The organism is Streptomyces sp. NPDC050806 (assembly GCF_055586425.1).
Genome location: NZ_JBVJIF010000001.1, coordinates 911,651 through 929,047 on the forward strand (window position 1 = coordinate 911,651; position 17,397 = coordinate 929,047).

Genomic DNA, 17,397 nt, shown 5'->3' on the forward strand with positions numbered 1-17,397 from the left:
GGGCACAGGACATGCCGTGAGCTGAGCCGCGGCCGTCAGCAGATCGACGGCTCGCCGTACGAGCGTGAAGGGCACGGCAAGGGCGGTACGTGCGTGCACAGTGCTCCTATTCAAGGGGCGGGTGAACGACGGGGCAGGGGAGTACCCCGGAGCCGGAGTGATGCGGCTGCTGGGGAGGTCCCGGCAGCCACTGCTCCGGCAACGCCGGTAACACCGGGGGCACTCGCCACTGGTCCTGGCGCACTACAGCGAAGCCGTGAGCATTTGCGCCGCACAACGGGCCGACGGCCGCCCGGGCAGGGAACTGGCCACACCAAAAGGACCACCTTCCGCAACACCGGCATCAGGCCCCTGGTCAATCCTTTCGCCGCCCAACAGAGCACGAGCCGCCAAGCGACCGGTCATGCATCACTCCAACCGGTGAACCGGCACCTTCAAACACCAGCCCGATCAATGGCTGATTCCCTCGGCCACCGTCTGGCGCAGCGTCAAGAACGACCGTCCGTGCTTCTACGACCTCCGGCCCCACGGCCCGGATGCCGGGGGACGGCGTACCGCGGAAGGGCGTATCAGGTAGCGCGATGGTCGAGGATGGACCCATGCCAGGGGAGACAAGTGAGATTGCGCTGAGCAAGCAGGACCTTCGTGCGGTCACCGCGTTCGCCGCGGCGTGCGCGGAGGTGGTGCTCGACATCTTTGAGGCCGATCAGCCGGACGACTCTCGGCCGCGGGAAGCGATCGATGCCGCGTGGGACTTCGCTCGAGGCTGTGAGCGCGGGAAAGCTCTGCGCGACACCGCATGGGCGGCACTGAAGGCAGCCAAGTGCGTGGACACCGCGGCCGCACGTGAGGCGGCCTGGGCAGCGATGTCGGCGGCAGGCGCCGCCTACTTGCACCCACTGGCCAAGGCCACCCAGGTCAAGCACATTCTCGGAGCGGCAGCTCACGCGGCCAGAGCGGCCGAACTCGCCGCCGGCGACGACCGGGCCGTTGGTGCAGCGCACGTTGAGCAGGCGATGCATCGCGCGACACCGGCCGTTGTGGACGTACTCGCACGCTTCCCGGCGGCACCGGGTGGCGGTGGCCGAGTCGGCGAGCTGATCCGCACGCTGGACGCTGACCTTCGCGCCCACCTGACCGAGCTGACCGAGCTGACCGAGCTGACCGAGCTGACCGATCTGGCCTGAAGCCTCGCTGATTGAATGCGTTGAACGGGCCTGACAGAGCAGAGCAATTCGAGAGGTGGCGGAGCACATGGTGTCCACGGAGAGCATTCTCGCGTTCGCGGCGATGTCGCTACTGGTGATCGCGATCCCGGGGCCGAGTGTGTTGTTCGTCGTTGGCAGGGCCCTCGCGCACGGCCGCCGGACGGCGCTGGAGACCGTCCTCGGCAACCTGCTCGGCTCCTACCTTCTGGTGATCGCGGTGGCCTGGGGCCTCGGCGCGCTGGTGGCGACCTCGGTGGCGGTGTTCACGGGCGTGAAACTGGCAGGAGCGGCGTACCTCGTCCATCTCGGCGTACAGGCGATCCGGCACCGCAAGGAGATGCGCGCGGCCGGCATGGCGGCGCCGGCCGGTGAACGGCACGGCGATCTCCGCACGATCCTGGACGGCGTTCTCGTAGGTGTCACGAATCCGAAGGGTGTCGTCTTCTTCGCCGCGGTGCTGCCGCAGTTCGTCGACCACTCGGCGGGCAACGTTCCGCTCCAGATGATGGTGTTGGGCCTGGTGCCGATCACCATCGGGCTGATCACCGACACCCTGTGGGGGCTCGGCGCCTCGGCGGCCCGCGCCTGGTTCGCCCGCTCGGACCGCCGCCTGTCGATGGTCGGTGGGGCAGGCGGACTCGCGATGATCGGTCTGGGAGTGACGGTGGCGACAACGGGGCGCACCGACTGACCGCAGTCCAAGGTGCCCAATTCGGCGAGCCGTTGAGCACTGCCTGCGTATATCTTCAAGCGCATGGCTGACGAGGAATACGGACACCCGCGGCTGGCCGCGGTCTATGACTCGCTCTACCCCGACCGCAGCGATCTCGATACGTACCTCGGTGTGGCGGAGGACTGCCACGCCCGCCGGGTCCTCGACATCGGCTGCGGTACGGGGTCGTTCGCTCTCCTGCTGGCTGAGCGCGGCATCGAAGTCATCGGGCTCGATCCGGCCCAGGCCTCCGTGGACGTGGCCAAGGCCAAGCCGGGGAGCGAACGCGTTCAGTGGATCTGCGGTGATGTGACCGCGCTCCCGCCACTGCAGGTCGACCTCGTGACCATGACGGCGAACGTCGCTCCCGCCATCGACGACCCGCAGGGGTGGCTGAAGACCCTGCGCGGCGCATACGACGCCCTCCGACCGGGCGGACACCTTGCATTCGAGATCCGGAACCCGGCGAAGCGCGTTTGGGAGACCTGGAATCGCGCGGCGTCGCACCGCGTGACGGAGGTTCCGGGGGTCGGGCCGGTCGAGACCTGGATCGACCTGATCGACGTCAGCGGGCCCCTGGTGACCGTCCGATGGACCTATGTGTTCCTACCGGGCGTCGTCCCAAACGATGACCCGGGCGACGACCTGGGCAATGAACTGGGTGATGACCCGGGCGATGACGTGCTGACCTCTACTTCGACGATGCGTTTTGCCGAGCGGGAGGAAGTGGAGGCAGAACTCGCGGCCCAGGGGTACATCGTCGAGGAGGTCAGGGACGCTCCGGATCGGCCAGGACGAGAGTTCGTCTTCCTCGCCCGGCGGCCTGCGTGAGTCCGGACGGACACGTGGTGCGCGCGGTGGCCTTGTGTGAGGGGGCCCCGTGAGCACGCAACGGCGCGTGACCATTCGCGATGTCGCCTCCCGTGCGGGTGTGTCCCGCGCGGCGGTCTCCCTCGCCTTCAACGACAAGCCCGGTGTCTCCGACGCCACCCGTGCCCGCATCCTCGAAGTCGCCCAATCCATGGGGTGGGAGCCCAACCGCTCCGCGCGGGCCCTCAACCGGCACGGCACAGGGGCCGTGGGACTCGCGATCTGCCGTCCGGCCCGCCAGCTCGGCCTGGAGCCCTTCTACATGGATTTCATCTCGGGCATCGAAAGCGTCCTCAGCGAGCACTCCAGCGCGTTGCTGCTGCGTCTCGTACGGGACATGGACGAGGAGATCGAGCTGCAGCGCCACTGGTGGCAGTCGGGCCAGATCATCGGTTCCGTCCTGGTCGACTTCCAGGAGCGTGACCCGCGGGTGCCCGCACTGTCCCGGCTCGGCCTGCCCGCGGTGGCAGTGGCCCACCCGTCGCTCGCCGGGCCGTTCCCCGCGTTGTGGACCGACGACGGCGGCGCCGTCACCGAGGCCGTGCGCTACCTGCACACCCTCGGGCACACCGCCATCGCCCGGGTCGGTGGCAGAGCTGACCTGGGGCACAGCGCCCTTCGCGGCGCCGCGTTCGCGCGCACCATGGCGGACCTCGGCCTGCCGCCCGGACAACAGATCGATACGGATTTCTCCGGCGAGGACGGGGCACGCGCCACCCGTTCCCTGCTGACCGGCGCCGCTCGCCCCACGGCGATCATGTACGACAACGACCTCATGGCGGTCGCCGGGATCGCGGTGGCCAGTGAGCTGGGGCTTCGCGTACCGCACGACATCTCGCTGCTCGCGTGGGACGACTCGCAGCTGTGCAGGCTGACCCATCCGACGTTGTCGGCGATGGGGCATGACGTCCACAGTTTTGGCGCGGACGTCGCGCGCACCCTCCTCGCGCTGCTCACGAAGGAGACGCAGCCTTCACACGCGGTACGGACGCCGGTGCTGACGCCGCGCGCGTCCACAGGGCCTGCGCCGCGTCGGGCCGGCTGAGGTCGGGGGAGTACACGAGGTGCGCGGGGCGCCGAAGTCAGGGAGGCGCCCCGCGACCCCTTGCTGTACTGGACCTTGCTGTACTGGACGGGAGAAACTGCCGTGCGTCTGTCAAGTGAGGTGACAGTAGGGCGAGTTGAAAGTGGCGTCAACGAGCCGGGATGGAAGTGGTACATCGTTTTCCCGATCCCGATGAGTTAAGTAAAAGTTCAGTTGTGGCAAGTATCTGTGTCAGTACGTCCGAGCCCGTATCTCTGGACCGGTCTATGGACGTCCCGTGGCTGGCGCACTACCGTGGGGCCGCGGTCGACCGGCGGTGTCAGGGCTGACGGACGTCCGTACGGGAGACGCATGCCGTGCCCACCACGATGGGAAGAGGCACCCGTGCGCACACCACGACGCGGCAGGCTGCTCGCCTGCTTCACCGCCGCAGCGGCAACAACGACCGTGCTGGCCCTGACCGTGGCCTCCGAAGCCGCGGCCGGCCCGGCACATACGGGCAACGACACGAACGCCACGTCCGGCAGAACCACCGGCGATGGCAAGAGCAAGAGCACCAAGAGCACCAAGGGCGCCAGGAGCGCCAAGAGCACCAAGCAGGATGTGCTCGGCTATCTGAACTCCCTCAAGGGTTCGTACGTCGTCTCCGGCCAGCACAACAAGGAGCCCGCGAACCAGCCCTCCCAGTACACGCAACAGGTCAAGGACATCACCGGGCAGTACCCGGGGCTGTGGGGCGGCGACCTGATGTTCCGCGCGGAGGACGTGGCCAACCGGCAGCGGGTCGTCGATCAGGCCAAGACCGAGTGGGCCAACGGCTCGCTGGTCGCGCTGACATGGCATGTGTGCACGCCCACCGGCGGCAGTACCTGCGAGTTCGACGGGGGCGTCAAAACGCAGATCTCCGACCAGCAGTTCCAGCAGATCGTCACCGACGGCACCGCACTCAACAGTGCCTGGAAGCGCCGCCTCGACGAGGCCGTGCCGTATCTCCAGCAACTCAAGAACGCGGGTGTGCCGGTGTTGTTCCGGCCGCTGCACGAGATGAACGAGACATGGAACTGGTGGGGCCACCGGCCCGGCTCCGAGGGCGGCGCCAAGCTCTACCGGATGACCCATGACTACCTCGCCGGCAAGGGCCTGGACAACCTGATCTGGGTGTGGAACGTCCAGGACAACCCGGAAGGCGGCTGGTCCCGCTACTACCCGGGTGACAACTACGTGGACGTCGTCTCGCTGGACGCCTGGTACAAGAACTACCCGGGCCAGTCGGACTACCAGCAGCTCAAAGGCATCGCGAAGAGCAAGCCGATCGCGCTGGCGGAGACGGGGAAGGTGCCTGACAACACGCTGCTGACGAGCCAGCCGGACTGGACGTACTTCATGATGTGGTCCGAGCAGCTGCGCGGCAACAACACCAACGCCGAGATCCAGAACACGTACTTCCATCCGCGGGTGCTCAACCAGGGTGAGGTGAAGGTGCCAGGCGCGAAGGCGGCGTCCGCCGGCCGGTAGCCCCTCTGCTGTTGTGCTGCGCGCACGTGTGAGCCGGGCCGGGCGTGTGCCCGGCCCGGCTCATGCGGCATTCCCAACGCGGCATTACACGTGCGGCCTTACGCGTCGCGCTGTGCCACCACCACCCCGTACGGGCCAAGGGTGATCTCGGTCAGGGCGGTGCCGTCGTCCAGGCTGGTGAGTGCTCCCTTGCCGACCCGGGGCACAACGGTCAGCTCCTCGGGATGCTGGCTGAGGAACCACACGAACCGGCGGCCGTCCTCGTGCGCCATCTCGCCGGTGACGACCCGGCCGTCGTCGACCGTGACCGGAGGAGTGGCGCCGGCCTCGGCGGCGAGGGCCGCGTACAGGCGCCAGGTGGGTTCCGGGTTGACGGCCGGGGTGCGGGCGGCCATGTGCTCCAAGGGGTACGTGGCCAGGATCAGCTGGCCGGCGCCGGTGCGGTGCCGTACGAGGGCGGGGCGGCCGTGGGCATCGGTGGCGATGACCTCCGCACCGTTGGGGACGACGGGCAGGTAGCTGCGGGAATGGGCATTGCCCGCGACGGGGAACACCAGCTCCGTGCCGGCCGCCAGGGTGCCGAGGTCGCGCTGGAAGACCATGCGCAGCTCGCTGTCCTCGACCGTGTCGACCAAGCCGTAGCGCAGTTGTTTCGTCACGCCGAAGGTCTCGTCCAGCTTCGGCCACCAGGCGCCGCGTTGTGTGGAGTGGGAACCGGCGAAGTACGAGGCGTACACGGTGGCCCCGCGCTCGGCGTGCGCGCGCAGGGCACGCCAGGTGGGAGCGGTGAGCTGCTTGGTGCTGGGCAGCAGGTACAGGGCGCTGTCGGCGGGCAGCCCGTCCGCCTCGCGGGCCACGCCGACGGGCAGGTCGGCCTCGCGGGCGGCGACGTACGCCTGGCGGGTTGCGGCGAGGACGTCGGTGGCGTCCTCGCGCTGGGTGAAGGGGTACTGCTTCTCCAGGTAGGAGGAGACGATCAGGGTGATGTCCGTGTCGGGGCGGGAGAGCCGGGTGAACTCCGTACGGTCCAGGATGTCGGTGAAGGCGCGGACCTCGCGGAGCTGCGCCTTGGGCCGGCCCTGGTCATCGGTGAGCCCGAAGTGCATCTCGAACGGGTGGTGGGAGTACGGCTCCTGGTCGGCGAGCGCGTCGTAGTCGGTGTTGTTCCACGGGATCCAGCCTGTCGCGCCGGCCAGCAGGGAGTGGTGAAGCGTCTGGCGGTAGTAGTGCGCCGCGTTCTCCTCGGAGGTGTAGTCGGAGGAGACACCGAACTCCTCCATGATGACCGGCTTGCCGCCGATGTCGAGGAGTTCGCAGACGAACGCGGTACCGAGGTTCTGGCGGACGGGGTCGTCCTCCATGCGGTAGACGTGCGGGCCGTGGAAGTCGACCAGCGGCTCCAGGTCGCGGACCCGGAAGCCGTTGTCCTCGCCGCTCATCTCCAGGCCCCAGGCGCCGTCGCCGAGGGAGACGGGCTGGCGGGCCCCGGCCTGGCGCAGTGCGGTGGTGAGCGTGCGGGCCCAGGCGGTGACGTCCCGGTGGTCCACGGTGCCGATGCCGCGGGACTGCCAGTCGGCGTAGATGGGGACCTCGTTGGTCAGCAGCCATCCGGCGACGGCCGCATGGTCCTTCCAGCGGGCCGCACACTCGCGTACGTACCAGGCCTGCCGCTCGACGAACCACGCGTCCGCGAACACATCGCGGTCCTCGCGCCAGGCCGGGTCCCAGTTCTGGCCGGACATGTGGCCGACGAGGAAGGTCGGGATCGTCGTCATACCGAGGGCGCGGTGACGGTCGAGGAAGTCGTCGAAGCGCTCCAGCATCGCCTCGTCGAGACGCTCGGGTTCCGGCATGAAGTCCGGCCAGTACAGAAAGCTCCTGGTGACGGCGATGCCGTGGTCGCGCAGGGTGCGCAGCTCCTCGTCGATGACGGCGCCGTCGTAGTGACGCCACATCAGCGGCCCACCGGTCCGCGACCAGAAGTTGACGCCGATCCAGGCGGTGGGCCGGTCTGCCGGGCCGAGCTTGGCTGCGGTGCGGTGCATGGGGCTCCTGTCGGTGAAGTGGAGTGAAGTGGGGTGGAGCGGAGGGCGGTCGGTGAGCTGTCAGCACATGCGGAGTCAGCCCGTACGGAGTCAGCACACGCCGAGTCGGCGCACGGGAATCCCGAAGCGTCGGCAGCGGGCAGTGCCGTCAGTAGGTATATCGATTGACTCGGTAACTGTCGAGGGATTGCGAGGAGTTGACGGCGCTGTTAATGTCCGGCTCCATCACAGGTAAATCGTTTTCTCGCTCGCGGCGGATGACGTGGACGCTCATGACGTGGCCGCTCGAAGCGGATGACCTGGACAGGAGCGCCGATGAATCGATGGCTGACCGTGGCGGCAGGGGGCGTGGTGACCGTCCTGGCGGCCGCGTGCACGGGATGCGGCGGGCCACTGGATCCCGGAACCGATGACCCGCACACCCTCGTCGTGCACAGCCGGTTCGCCCCCGGCACCTACGGCGCTGACACCTACTCCTCCGTCGTTGAGCAGTTCGAGCGCGAGAACCCCGGCGTGCACATCAAGAACCTCTACAACGGCGATGACATCTTCAACTCGTTCGAGACCGCGCGGCTCGCCCACAAGGAGGCCGACGTCCTGCTGATCAACCTCTACGACAAGGCCTACTCCTGGACCGAGCTGGGAGCCACGCCGCCGGTCAACCGCTACCTGAAGCAATGGGGCCTGAAGGACCGGGTCGAGCCCAGCGCGTTGAAGGCGTGGACGGACGACAAGAACCGGGTGCGGGCCTTCCCCTGGACCGGCTTCACCTGGCCCGTCCTGGTCAACAGCAAGCTGCTGCACCGGGCCGGCATCGAGGAACCCCCGCGCACCATGCCGGAACTGCGTGCCGCCCTCAAAGCGCTCCAGACCAAGAACATCCCGCCCATGACCATCGGCGGTAACGACTGGTCGGGCCAGAAGTTCCTGATGCAGGTCATGCAGGGGTACATGGAGCCGGCGGTCGCCAAACGCGTCTTCAGCAAGGGCGGTTACTGCGCCGAACCGCAGGTGAAGAAGGGGCTGCGGCTCTTCGCGGAGCTGCGGGACGCCGGACTGTTCGTCAAGGGCGCCCAGGGGCTGAACGCCGACCAGATGAACGCCGACTACCTGGAGGAACGCGCCGCGATGATGCCGGCCATCTCCTCCACCATCGCCGCCGTCCCGGCCCCGCTGGCCCGGCGTACGAAGGTCACCGGCTTCCCCGTTCCGTCCGACGGTACCCATGACAAGCCCACCGTCTACAACGGCGCGACCTCGACGGGCATCTGGCTCACCCCGAACGGGACCGAGAAGCCGGACCTGACCGAGAAGTTCGTGAAGTTCCTCTACCGCAAGGACGTGGTGCAGCGGTTCATCGACAAGTCCGGCTACGTGATGACCATGCGCGGCCAGCAGCCCTCCAAGGGGCGGCCGCTGGTGAGTGAGTCGTCGCGGGTCACGCACGGCGGCACCGTGAGCGAGGCCGTCATGCCGGACGACTACGTGCCCGCCGCGGTCTCCACCCCGCTCAACCGCGCCACCTCCCTCGCCTACACCCGGGGCACCGGTGTGCAGGCGATGTGCAAGGCCCTCGACACCGCCTACCGCAGCTGACCGGAGTGCGCCACGATGACTCTGACAACGATGTCTACGCCTTCCGCGCCCGCGACCCGCTCCGGACCGCGCCCCGCCCTGCGCTCCCGCGGAGGCCCGCGCACCACCGTGATGGCCGTACCCGCGCTGCTCTGGTACGCCGTCTTCATGATCGGGCCGATCGGGGCCATCTTCGTCATCTCGGTACTCCGCTGGCCCGGCATGCTCGCCGAGGTCCACTTCGCCGGGCTCGGCAACTACCGCACCGTGCTGGCCGACAGCCTCTTCTGGCAGGCCGCCCGCAACAGCGCCGTCCAGCTCGTCATCGCCGTACCCATCATGATCGTCGGCGCGTTCATGCTGGGCTACTTCATCTCCACCAGGCCCCGCGGCTACCGCGTCCTGAAGGTCATCATCTTCACCCCGGCCCTCATCTCCGCCTCCGCCAAGGCCATGATCTTCTGGGGCATGTTCGCGCCCCAGGGCGTGATCAACAAGCTGCTGGGCAGCGTCGGCCTCGCCTCCCTCCAGCACGCCTGGATCGCCGACACCGCCACCGCGTTCGGCTGCATCATCGCCATCGACATCTGGGCCGGCATCGGCTACACCGCCACTCTGTACGCGGCCCGCCTGGACGCGCTGCCCGCCTCCGTCTACGAAGCCGCCGAACTCGACGGCGCCGGACACTGGCGGCGCATGTGGGGCATCGCCTACCCGATGGTGCGCGACTACGTGGGCGTCACGGTGATGCTGCAGTTCCTGTGGACGCTGTTCACCTCGGCCCAGAACGTCCTGCTGCTCACCCAGGGCGGCCCGGGCAACAGCTCGACCAACCTGTCCTTCCTCGTCTACCAGAAGGCGTTCGTCCAGTCCGACCTCGGCTACAGCCAGGCCGCCGGCGTCCTGCTGTTCGTCATCGGCCTGGTGGGAATGCTGACCATCCGCCGCGTCTTCCGACAGCCGTACTGACCCCTCCCGGCAGCCGTTCCGACCTCTTCTGCCGACCGCATCGGCTTCTCCCGCCCGCCGTATCGGCCTCTTCCGGCAGCCGTACTGACCCAGGGAATCCGTCATGACAACGCTCCCCGCAGCCGCCCGCCCCGTACGCCGCATACGCGGCAGACGCCCACGACGCAGGATCGGCGTCGGCCGTACCGCCTCCTACCTGGGGGCCTGGGCGTACGCCCTCATGCTGCTCCTGCCGCTGTACTACCTGCTGGTCTCCTCGTTCAAGGACAACGGCGACATCTTCGCCTCGCCCCTGGCCCCGCCCGACTCGCTGTCGCTGCGGAAGTTCACCACGTCCCTCCACGACGCCCGCCTCGACCTGGCCATCGCCAACTCGGTGATCGTCACCGTGCTGTCCCTCGCCGTGATCCTGCTGCTCGCGGTGCCCGCCGCGTACGCGCTGGCCCGTGCGACCGGCAAGGTCGCCGCCGTCATCGAACGCGCCTTCTCGCTCGGCTTCCTCATCCCCACCTTCGCCGCGCTGGTCCCCACCTTCCTCCTCGCCGCGCAGCTGGGGCTCTTCCACACCCGTACGTTCCTCGTCCTCTTCCTGCCCGCGACCTCGCTGCCGCTGGCCGTGGTGCTGCTCACGCAGTTCATGCGGACGGTGCCCAACGAGGTCGAGGAAGCCGCCCGGATGGACGGCGCCGGAAACTGGACGGTGCTGGTGCGCATCTACCTGCCCATGGTGGTGCCGGGCATCGTCACCGTCCTCATCCTCAGCTTCCTGGCCTTCTGGAACGAGTACCTGTACTCGCTGGTGATCATCGGCCCGGACGAGGCGCAGCGCACCATCCAGGTCGCCGTACCCACCCTGCGCTCCTCCCTGTCCACCGATTTCGGGGTCCTCTCGGCTGGTACCGTGGTCACCCTCATCCCCGTGTACGTCGTGTACGCCGTCCTCCAACGGCGCATGGAAGGCGCCCTCATGGGCGGCGCGGTGAAGGTCTAGTGGCGGAGGAACAGGCGCCCTCCGCGGCGAGAAGGACGGACGTGGCCCAGCGTAGAACCAACCGGACGACGATCAGCGATGTGGCGGCGCTCGCAGGGGTCTCCGTCTCCGCCGTCTCCAAGATCGTCAACGGGAAGGGAAGCTTCCCCGAGGTCACCCGGGAACGGGTCATGTGGGCCGCCGACCGGCTTCGCTGGTCCCCCTCCGCCGCCGCTGTGGCCCTGCGTGGCGCCAAGACGCGAGCCATCGGCATGGTCGTCAACCGCGCCCCCGACCTCCTCAACGCCGACCCCCATTTCGCCCTCCTCATCGCCGGCATGGAGAGCGAACTCGCCCCGCGTGACTACGGGTTGCTGCTCCACATCGTCGGCGAACACCCCGAGGCGGAGGAACGGGCCTACCGTCGGCTCGCCGACGAACGCCGCGTCGACGCCGTCGTCCTGACCGAGAGCCGCGTCAACGATCCGCGCGCCGCCCTGCTGCACGACCTGCGCCTGCCCGCGGTCCTGATCGGCACCCCCTGGCCGACCCACCCGATACCGGCCGTCGAAGCGACGGACCGGGACCAGGGCATGAAGGACGCCGTCGACCACTTGGTGGGCCTCGGACACCGGCGCATCGCCTACGTGTCAGGGCCCGAGGACCGCGTACACACCGGACACCGCCGCGGCACGTTCACCGACCGGCTGCACCACCACGGCCTGCTGCCCAGCCACACGGCGGCCTCCGACTTCGCGGCCCGTACCACCGGCGCGGCGGTGACCCAGCTGCTCCTTGACGACAGTCCCCCCACGGCCATCGTCTTCGCCAACGACATGATGGCGCTGGCCGGTATCTCCGCCGCCCGCCGCCTGGGGCGCGACGTCCCGGGCGATGTCTCCGTGGTCGGCCATGACGACCTGCCCGTCGGCCAGCTGCTCCACCCGCAGCTGACGACGATCCGCCAGGACCTGGATCACATGGGCCGCGCTGCCGCCCTCAGCCTCCTCCGCCACCTCGGCGAGGAGGACACACCAGCACCGCCGGCCGTGACCCCGCCCCAGCTCGTCGTCCGCGAATCCACCGCGAAGGCGCGCTGACGCTCTCAGCTCGGGGAGAGCTGTTCGCGGACCCACGCCGGATCGGGGTTGGTGTGCGGCTGGCCGTTCACGACGACGGTCGGCACGGTCTCATTGCCGTCGTTGGCTTCCCTGACCGCCGCCGCTCCGGCCGGGTCACGCCAGATGTTGACCCAGTGCAACTGGCGGGCTCCACGGCCCAACCGGATACGCAGCCGCAGGCAGTACGCGCAGCCCGGCCGCCAGAAGACGACCGGCCGGCCGTCGACCGCGCTGCGCTGTTGTGCTTCCAGCGCACCGATCGATCTCGGGAAGACCAGGGGAGAGGTGGCGCCTGCGAGCAGCACGAACACCAACAGGAGTGCCGCGGCTGAGCCCGGGCTTCCCCCGAAGGCCCGCTCGATCGCGGCGACTGAGCCGCAGAGCACAAGCACCACCGGCAGGATCCAAGCGCGCATCATGGTGACACAGGCTACCGATGGATGAATTGGCCCTCGAACCAGGCTTCCTCAATGGGGTTGGGCGGGCGCCTATGCGCGGTCTGCGCGTGGTTCGGCGGTGCCGTCCGAGCTGCCTGGGGGTGTTTCGGGTTTGGTGTGGAGGATCTCGCGGGCCTGCTCCGCGGCGCGGGCGATGCTCTCGGAGACGAAGTCGTTGAACCGGGCGATGTTCTCCAGGCGGGCGGCGGCCGGTGTGTCGGCACCGAGGACGCCGACACCCTGCCGAGCGATATCGACGAGGTGGGCGGTCGCGCGGGCGCTGGCCATCATCGACTGGTACCAGACGTCGTCGTCGACGACATAGCGCTCGCGGCGGGACGCGTCGCGCTCCCGGCGGATCAGGCCCTGACTGTCGAGATACGCGATGGCCTTGGAGACGGACGCCGGACTGACCTGCAGGCGCTGGACGAGTTCGGACGCGGTCAGGCTGCCGGCGTCGGTGATGGTGAGACAGGACAGCACCCGGGCCATCATCTTGGGCAGGCCCGACGCCATGAGGACGGTGGTGAACACCTCCTCGTACTCGCGCACCGCCTCGGCGTCGCGTCCGTGTGTCTGCGGAGGTGTTTCCGCATCGCGGGGCGTGGCCCGCCTGCGCCGGTGGGCGCGGCGTTCGGTGGCACGGTGGGCCAGGTCGGCGCGGTAGGCGGTGGGGCCGCCGTTGCGCATCACTTCGCGCGTGATGGTCGAGGTCGGACGGTCAAGGCCTCTGGCGATCTCCGCATACGCGAGGCCGTCGGCCAGCCCCAGCGCGATCTGCTGACGTTCCTGCTGGGTGAGCCTGCCGCCCGGCATCGCAATCTCCTCCGTGCTCAGTGAGTGCCCTCACCATAGCGTTCACCCGCAAACTATTGCAACGAGTGGATGGTCAATGGTTGCGTTAACTTCGGATCCATTGCAACAAATATGTGTCATCTAGCTGGGGTGATGCCGTAACGGTGCAACAAGTTTATTGCTGGAGTCATGAATGCAACGTAGCGTTTCGCACATCAGAAACAAGCCGAGTTGCAGGAGGGCACGATGCAGAAGTTCGACACCCCCACCCCGATCTCCGCCGTTCTCGACATCCCCGCGGGACGCATCCGGTTCATCGCCGCCGACCGGGCCGACACCACGGTGGAGGTCCTGCTGGCTGACGCCTCGAAGAGCCGTGACGTGAAGGCGGCGGAGCGGGTCGAGGTCGTGTACGGCGACGGCGTCCTGCGGATCGAATCCCCGGCGGCGCAGAGCCGGAGCCTCGGTAACCCCGGAGCCGTCGAAGTGACCGTCCAACTTCCCGCCGGCTCCCGCATCGAGGCGAAGGCGGCCAGCGCCGAATTCCGGGGCGTGGGACGGCTCGGCGACGTCACCTTCGAAGGCGCGCACGGCTCCGTCGAGCTCGACGAGATCAAAGGCGCCCGCCTCGCCCTTCTCGCCGGTGGCATCTCCGTCGGCCGCCTGGACGGCCCCGCCGAGATCAGCAGCCAGAAGGGTGACCTCCACATCGCCGAAGCCGTACGCGGCAAGGTCACGCTGCGCACCGAGCACGGCGAGATCTTCATCGGCGCTGCCCGCGGAGTCTCCGCGACGCTGGACGCCGGCACCGCCTACGGCCGGATCCACAACATGCTCAACAACACCGATGGCCCCGCCGCCGGACTGAACATCAACGCGACCACCGCCTACGGCAACGTCACCGCCCGCAGCCTCTAGGCGCCCCCACCTGAACCCGGCGCCCTCACCTGAGCTCTTCCATTCCCTCGCCACCCCTGCCGTTTCGGCACCACCGTGCCCAGAGGCGACACCAAGGAAGGACGACGAGATTGAGCACCACTCAGGACTACCAGACGGCGGAGCAACTCCTCCGCCGCCCCGTCCGCCCCGGCGAGCTCGTCGTCGGCGACAAGGTGAGACCGCAGTGGATCGAGGGAGGCACCCGCTTCTGGTACGCGGTGAGCAATGGTGCAGGCAGACGGTTCGTGAGGGTGGACCCGGCAGCGGGCACTCGCGAGCCGGCCTTCGATCACGCCCTGCTCGCCGCCGCACTGACCGCCGCATCCGGCCGGCAGGCCGACTCCGAAGCCTTGCCCTTCATGACCATCGAACTCTCGGGGAGCACCGTGGAGTTCGACGCGTTCGGCGAGCACTGGCGCTGCTGCTTGGACAGCTACGCCTGCGAGCGGGCCGAGTTCACAACGCCGGGCAACCCGCTGGAAGTGCTGTCACCCGACAAGAAGGTCGCGGTGTCCCAGCGGGGGCACGACCTGTGGGCGCGCTCGCTGTCCGACGGCCGCGAATGGGCGCTGACCACGGACGGGGAGCCCGGCTACCAGTACGGTTCCGGCCCGGAATCCACGAGCAACCCCACTCTGCTGCGCAAGATCGGTCTGCCCCATCTGCCGCCCGCTGTGGCCTGGTCGCCCGACTCGACGAAGGTGCTGGCGCACCGGACCGATGAGCGCGGCGTCCGGCAGACCCACCTCGTGGAGGCCAGGCCGGCCGACGGTGGCGCGCCCCTCCTGCACACCCAGCGGTACGCATACGCCGGGGACGAGAGCATCCCGCAGGCCGAACTGGTCGTGCTGGACGTCGCCGCGGGCACGGTGGTCCGCGTGCAGGCCGAGCCGCTGCTCATACCGGTGCTTTCGCCCATCACGAGCAAGTGGGCATGGTGGGCTCCGGACGGCTCGGCCGTCTACTACCTCAGCCGTCCCCGCGACCAGCGCACACTCTCCCTGCACCGGCTGGATCCGGCCACCGGTGAGGTCACCACTGTGCTCAGCGAGACCGGGGCGACCCGTGTGGAGCCCAACCAGTGGTCGCTGGAACCCCCGATCGTGAAGGTGCTGGCCGACGAGGTGCTGTGGTACTCGCAGCGGGACGGCTGGGGCCACCTGTACCGGTACGACCTGCGCACCGGCGCGCTGCTCGGGCAGGTCACCGCCGGGCAGTGGGCAGTGCGGCAGATCCTGCGCGTCGACGAGGCCGAGCGGGTGGTGTACTTCGCCGCCTCCGGACTGGTCGACGAGGATCCGTACCGGCGTACGGTGTGCCGGGTCGGCCTGGATGGATCCGGCTTCGCCAAGGTCACGGACGACGCGCTGGACCACATCGTCACCGTGCCGGAGAGCCGGGGAAGGCTGGAAGGCCCGGAAAGTCTGGAGTACTTCATCGACTCCGCATCCACTGTCGACACCCCGCCGGTGACGACGGTCCGAGACTGGACCGGGCGGGTGGTGGTCGAGCTGGAGCGCGCCGACATCAGCAAGTTCAGCGCCACCGGCTGGACGCCGCCGGAGCGGTTCTGCGTCAAGGCCGCTGATGGCGTGACGGACATCTACGGGGTGCTGTACCGGCCGCGGGGGTTCGACCCGGCCCGGCGCTACCCGGTGGTGGACAACGTCTACCCCGGCCCACAGGTCAACAGGGTCGCCCCGTGCTTCGACCCCGGCGGGATGGGCCTCGACGCTGAACCCCTCGCGGCGCTGGGCTTCGTGGTGGTGGCGGTGGACGGGCGGGGCACCCCCGGGCGGAGCAAGTCCTTCCACGACGCCTCCTACGGCCACTTGGCCGACGCGGGCTGCCTGGTCGATCACGTCGCGGCGCTGCGGCAGCTGGCCCGGACCCGGCCGTGGATGGATCTGGACCGGCTGGGCGCCCTCGGCCACTCCGGGGGTGGGTTCGCCACAGTGCGGGCGATGCTGGACTTCCCGGAGGTGTACAAGGCCGGAGTCGCCCTCTCCGGCTCGCACGACGCCCGCTGCTTCAATCCGGGCTTCGTGGAGGCCTACGACGGCGCGGACAACCCCGATGCCTGGGCCCTCGCCTCCAACGTGGACCTCGCGGACCGGCTGGCGGGCAAGTTGCTGCTCATCCATGGCGAAATGGACGACCAGGTCCACCCGGACCACACGCTGCGGCTGGCCGACCGGCTCGTCGCCGCCGACAAGGACTTCGAGCTGCTCATCGTCCCCGGAGCCGAGCACACGTTCATCGACTGCCTCACCTACGTCCGTAAGCGCTGCTGGGACTTCCTGGTACGCGAGCTGATGGGCACGCAGCCGCCCTCCTACCGCCCGGCCCCCATCGCCCTCGGCCCCGAGATGCTCGGCGAGATGTTCGCCTGAGTGCGACGCCACGGGTGAGCAGCGCAGGGAAGACGCTCCTCGCCGGCGATGAGTCGGCTGCGGTCGGCCGGGGCAGCCCGATCCCTGGCCGACTGCCGCCCGGTGGATGGTCTCAGCGCCTCAATCCGAGGGAATCGCGCGGACCCATATCCGGTCCTCCGTCAGATACGTGTCCACCTTCAGCCCTGCCTCCGCCAGCGCCTCCTCGAACTGTTCCTTCGTCAGGGGCCGGGAGAGGAACGTCTGGGTCCAGCCGGCGTCCGGGAACTCGTACTCCGCATGAACCGAGCGCACCCCGTCATCGACCGGCTCGGAGGACACGATCCGGACGGTGAAGCCGGCGGGGTCGACGCGCTGACGAGGGACGTCGGTATGCCAGTCCTCGCCCTCCCGCTGGATCAGCACACAGCCGGCCGGAGCGACATGCCGCACACAAGTGCGCAGCAGGGCCTGCCGCTCCTCGACGCTTCCGGCGTGGACGAGGAACGAGGCAAGCATCACCACGTCGTACGTCTCACCGAGGTCGAGGTCCTCGATCGGGCTGCATATCGTGCGCGCCCCGCGGACCCGCTCCAGCATCTCCGGGGACTCGTCCACGGCCGTTACCGTGAAGCCTCGTTCCAGGAGTGGATGGGTCATTCGTCCCACGCCACAGCCCAGTTCCAGGATGTGTGCCCCCGCCGGCACCGCCGCGGCGATCATGTCGGGCTCGGCCCCGATGGGGAGCCGTGCGTACAGCTCCACCGCACAGCCGTCAGGAGTAATCGCGCCAGGCCCCGTCGCCTGATGCCCCGCTCGCATCT

The 17,397-nt window shown here is 68.8% G+C and carries 15 protein-coding genes; 11 read left to right on the top strand and 4 right to left on the bottom strand.

Annotated elements, in window-relative coordinates:
• Nucleotides 1-599 precede the first annotated feature (599 nt).
• The 5 genes from ACZ6WH_RS04125 to ACZ6WH_RS04145 all read left to right on the top strand — a co-directional run bounded on the left by ACZ6WH_RS04125 (nucleotide 600) and on the right by ACZ6WH_RS04145 (nucleotide 5,350).
• Nucleotides 600-1,187: a putative immunity protein gene (locus ACZ6WH_RS04125; protein ID WP_469725813.1), complete on the top strand. Its 588-nt coding sequence runs from the start codon at nucleotides 600-602 to the stop codon at nucleotides 1,185-1,187.
• A 67-nt stretch (nucleotides 1,188-1,254) separates the two neighbouring features.
• A complete protein-coding gene (locus ACZ6WH_RS04130; protein ID WP_469725815.1) occupies nucleotides 1,255-1,899 on the top strand; it encodes a LysE family translocator in 645 nt (214 codons plus the stop codon).
• 63 nt (nucleotides 1,900-1,962) lie between these two features.
• Nucleotides 1,963-2,751, top strand: a complete 789-nt coding sequence (locus tag ACZ6WH_RS04135) for a class I SAM-dependent methyltransferase (protein ID WP_469725817.1) — start codon at nucleotides 1,963-1,965, stop codon at nucleotides 2,749-2,751.
• A 67-nt stretch (nucleotides 2,752-2,818) separates the two neighbouring features.
• The gene (locus tag ACZ6WH_RS04140; protein ID WP_469725819.1) at nucleotides 2,819-3,835 is read left to right on the top strand and encodes a LacI family DNA-binding transcriptional regulator; all 1,017 of its coding nucleotides are present in this window, start codon (nucleotides 2,819-2,821) and stop codon (nucleotides 3,833-3,835) included.
• A gap of 384 nt (nucleotides 3,836-4,219) precedes the next feature.
• Nucleotides 4,220-5,350, top strand: coding sequence for a glycoside hydrolase family 26 protein (locus tag ACZ6WH_RS04145; protein ID WP_469725821.1), 1,131 nt, complete (start codon nucleotides 4,220-4,222; stop codon nucleotides 5,348-5,350).
• Nucleotides 5,351-5,448: 98 nt separating this feature from the next.
• Here the strand turns inward: ACZ6WH_RS04145 and ACZ6WH_RS04150 are convergent, their stop codons facing one another.
• Entirely contained in the window at nucleotides 5,449-7,395 is a 1,947-nt protein-coding gene (locus ACZ6WH_RS04150; RefSeq protein ID WP_469725823.1) for a glycoside hydrolase 5 family protein, read from the bottom strand.
• A 315-nt stretch (nucleotides 7,396-7,710) separates the two neighbouring features.
• On the opposite strand from ACZ6WH_RS04150, the gene ACZ6WH_RS04155 reads away from it, so the two are divergent.
• The 4 genes from ACZ6WH_RS04155 (at nucleotide 7,711) to ACZ6WH_RS04170 (ending at nucleotide 12,009) form a co-directional block, all read left to right on the top strand.
• On the top strand, nucleotides 7,711-8,991 hold the full coding sequence (locus tag ACZ6WH_RS04155) for an ABC transporter substrate-binding protein (protein WP_469725825.1): 1,281 nt from the start codon (nucleotides 7,711-7,713) through the stop codon (nucleotides 8,989-8,991).
• A gap of 15 nt (nucleotides 8,992-9,006) precedes the next feature.
• Nucleotides 9,007-9,939, top strand: coding sequence for a carbohydrate ABC transporter permease (locus ACZ6WH_RS04160; RefSeq protein WP_469725827.1), 933 nt, complete (start codon nucleotides 9,007-9,009; stop codon nucleotides 9,937-9,939).
• Between the two features lie 220 nt (nucleotides 9,940-10,159).
• The gene (locus tag ACZ6WH_RS04165; RefSeq protein ID WP_432863929.1) at nucleotides 10,160-10,930 is read left to right on the top strand and encodes a carbohydrate ABC transporter permease; all 771 of its coding nucleotides are present in this window, start codon (nucleotides 10,160-10,162) and stop codon (nucleotides 10,928-10,930) included.
• Between the two features lie 41 nt (nucleotides 10,931-10,971).
• Complete coding sequence (locus ACZ6WH_RS04170) at nucleotides 10,972-12,009, top strand: LacI family DNA-binding transcriptional regulator (protein ID WP_469725828.1); 1,038 nt, start codon at nucleotides 10,972-10,974, stop codon at nucleotides 12,007-12,009.
• 5 nt (nucleotides 12,010-12,014) lie between these two features.
• Here ACZ6WH_RS04170 and ACZ6WH_RS04175 read toward each other — a convergent pair whose 3' ends face one another.
• Together ACZ6WH_RS04175 and ACZ6WH_RS04180 are read right to left on the bottom strand one after the other, a co-directional pair.
• Complete coding sequence (locus ACZ6WH_RS04175) at nucleotides 12,015-12,449, bottom strand: glutaredoxin domain-containing protein (protein WP_469725829.1); 435 nt, start codon at nucleotides 12,447-12,449, stop codon at nucleotides 12,015-12,017.
• Nucleotides 12,450-12,518: 69 nt separating this feature from the next.
• Nucleotides 12,519-13,283 carry a GbsR/MarR family transcriptional regulator gene (locus ACZ6WH_RS04180; RefSeq protein ID WP_469725831.1) on the bottom strand — a complete coding sequence of 255 codons (765 nt, stop codon included), beginning with the start codon at nucleotides 13,281-13,283 and terminating at the stop codon, nucleotides 12,519-12,521.
• 225 nt (nucleotides 13,284-13,508) lie between these two features.
• Here ACZ6WH_RS04180 and ACZ6WH_RS04185 point away from each other — a divergent pair, with 225 nt between their 5' ends.
• Together ACZ6WH_RS04185 and ACZ6WH_RS04190 are read left to right on the top strand one after the other, a co-directional pair.
• A complete protein-coding gene (locus ACZ6WH_RS04185) occupies nucleotides 13,509-14,180 on the top strand; it encodes a DUF4097 family beta strand repeat-containing protein (RefSeq protein ID WP_469725832.1) in 672 nt (223 codons plus the stop codon).
• A gap of 110 nt (nucleotides 14,181-14,290) precedes the next feature.
• Entirely contained in the window at nucleotides 14,291-16,594 is a 2,304-nt protein-coding gene (locus ACZ6WH_RS04190) for a S9 family peptidase (protein WP_469725834.1), read from the top strand.
• 120 nt (nucleotides 16,595-16,714) lie between these two features.
• Here ACZ6WH_RS04190 and ACZ6WH_RS04195 read toward each other — a convergent pair whose 3' ends face one another.
• Nucleotides 16,715-17,395, bottom strand: coding sequence for a class I SAM-dependent methyltransferase (locus tag ACZ6WH_RS04195; RefSeq protein ID WP_469726267.1), 681 nt, complete (start codon nucleotides 17,393-17,395; stop codon nucleotides 16,715-16,717).
• Nucleotides 17,396-17,397: the final 2 nt, after the last annotated feature.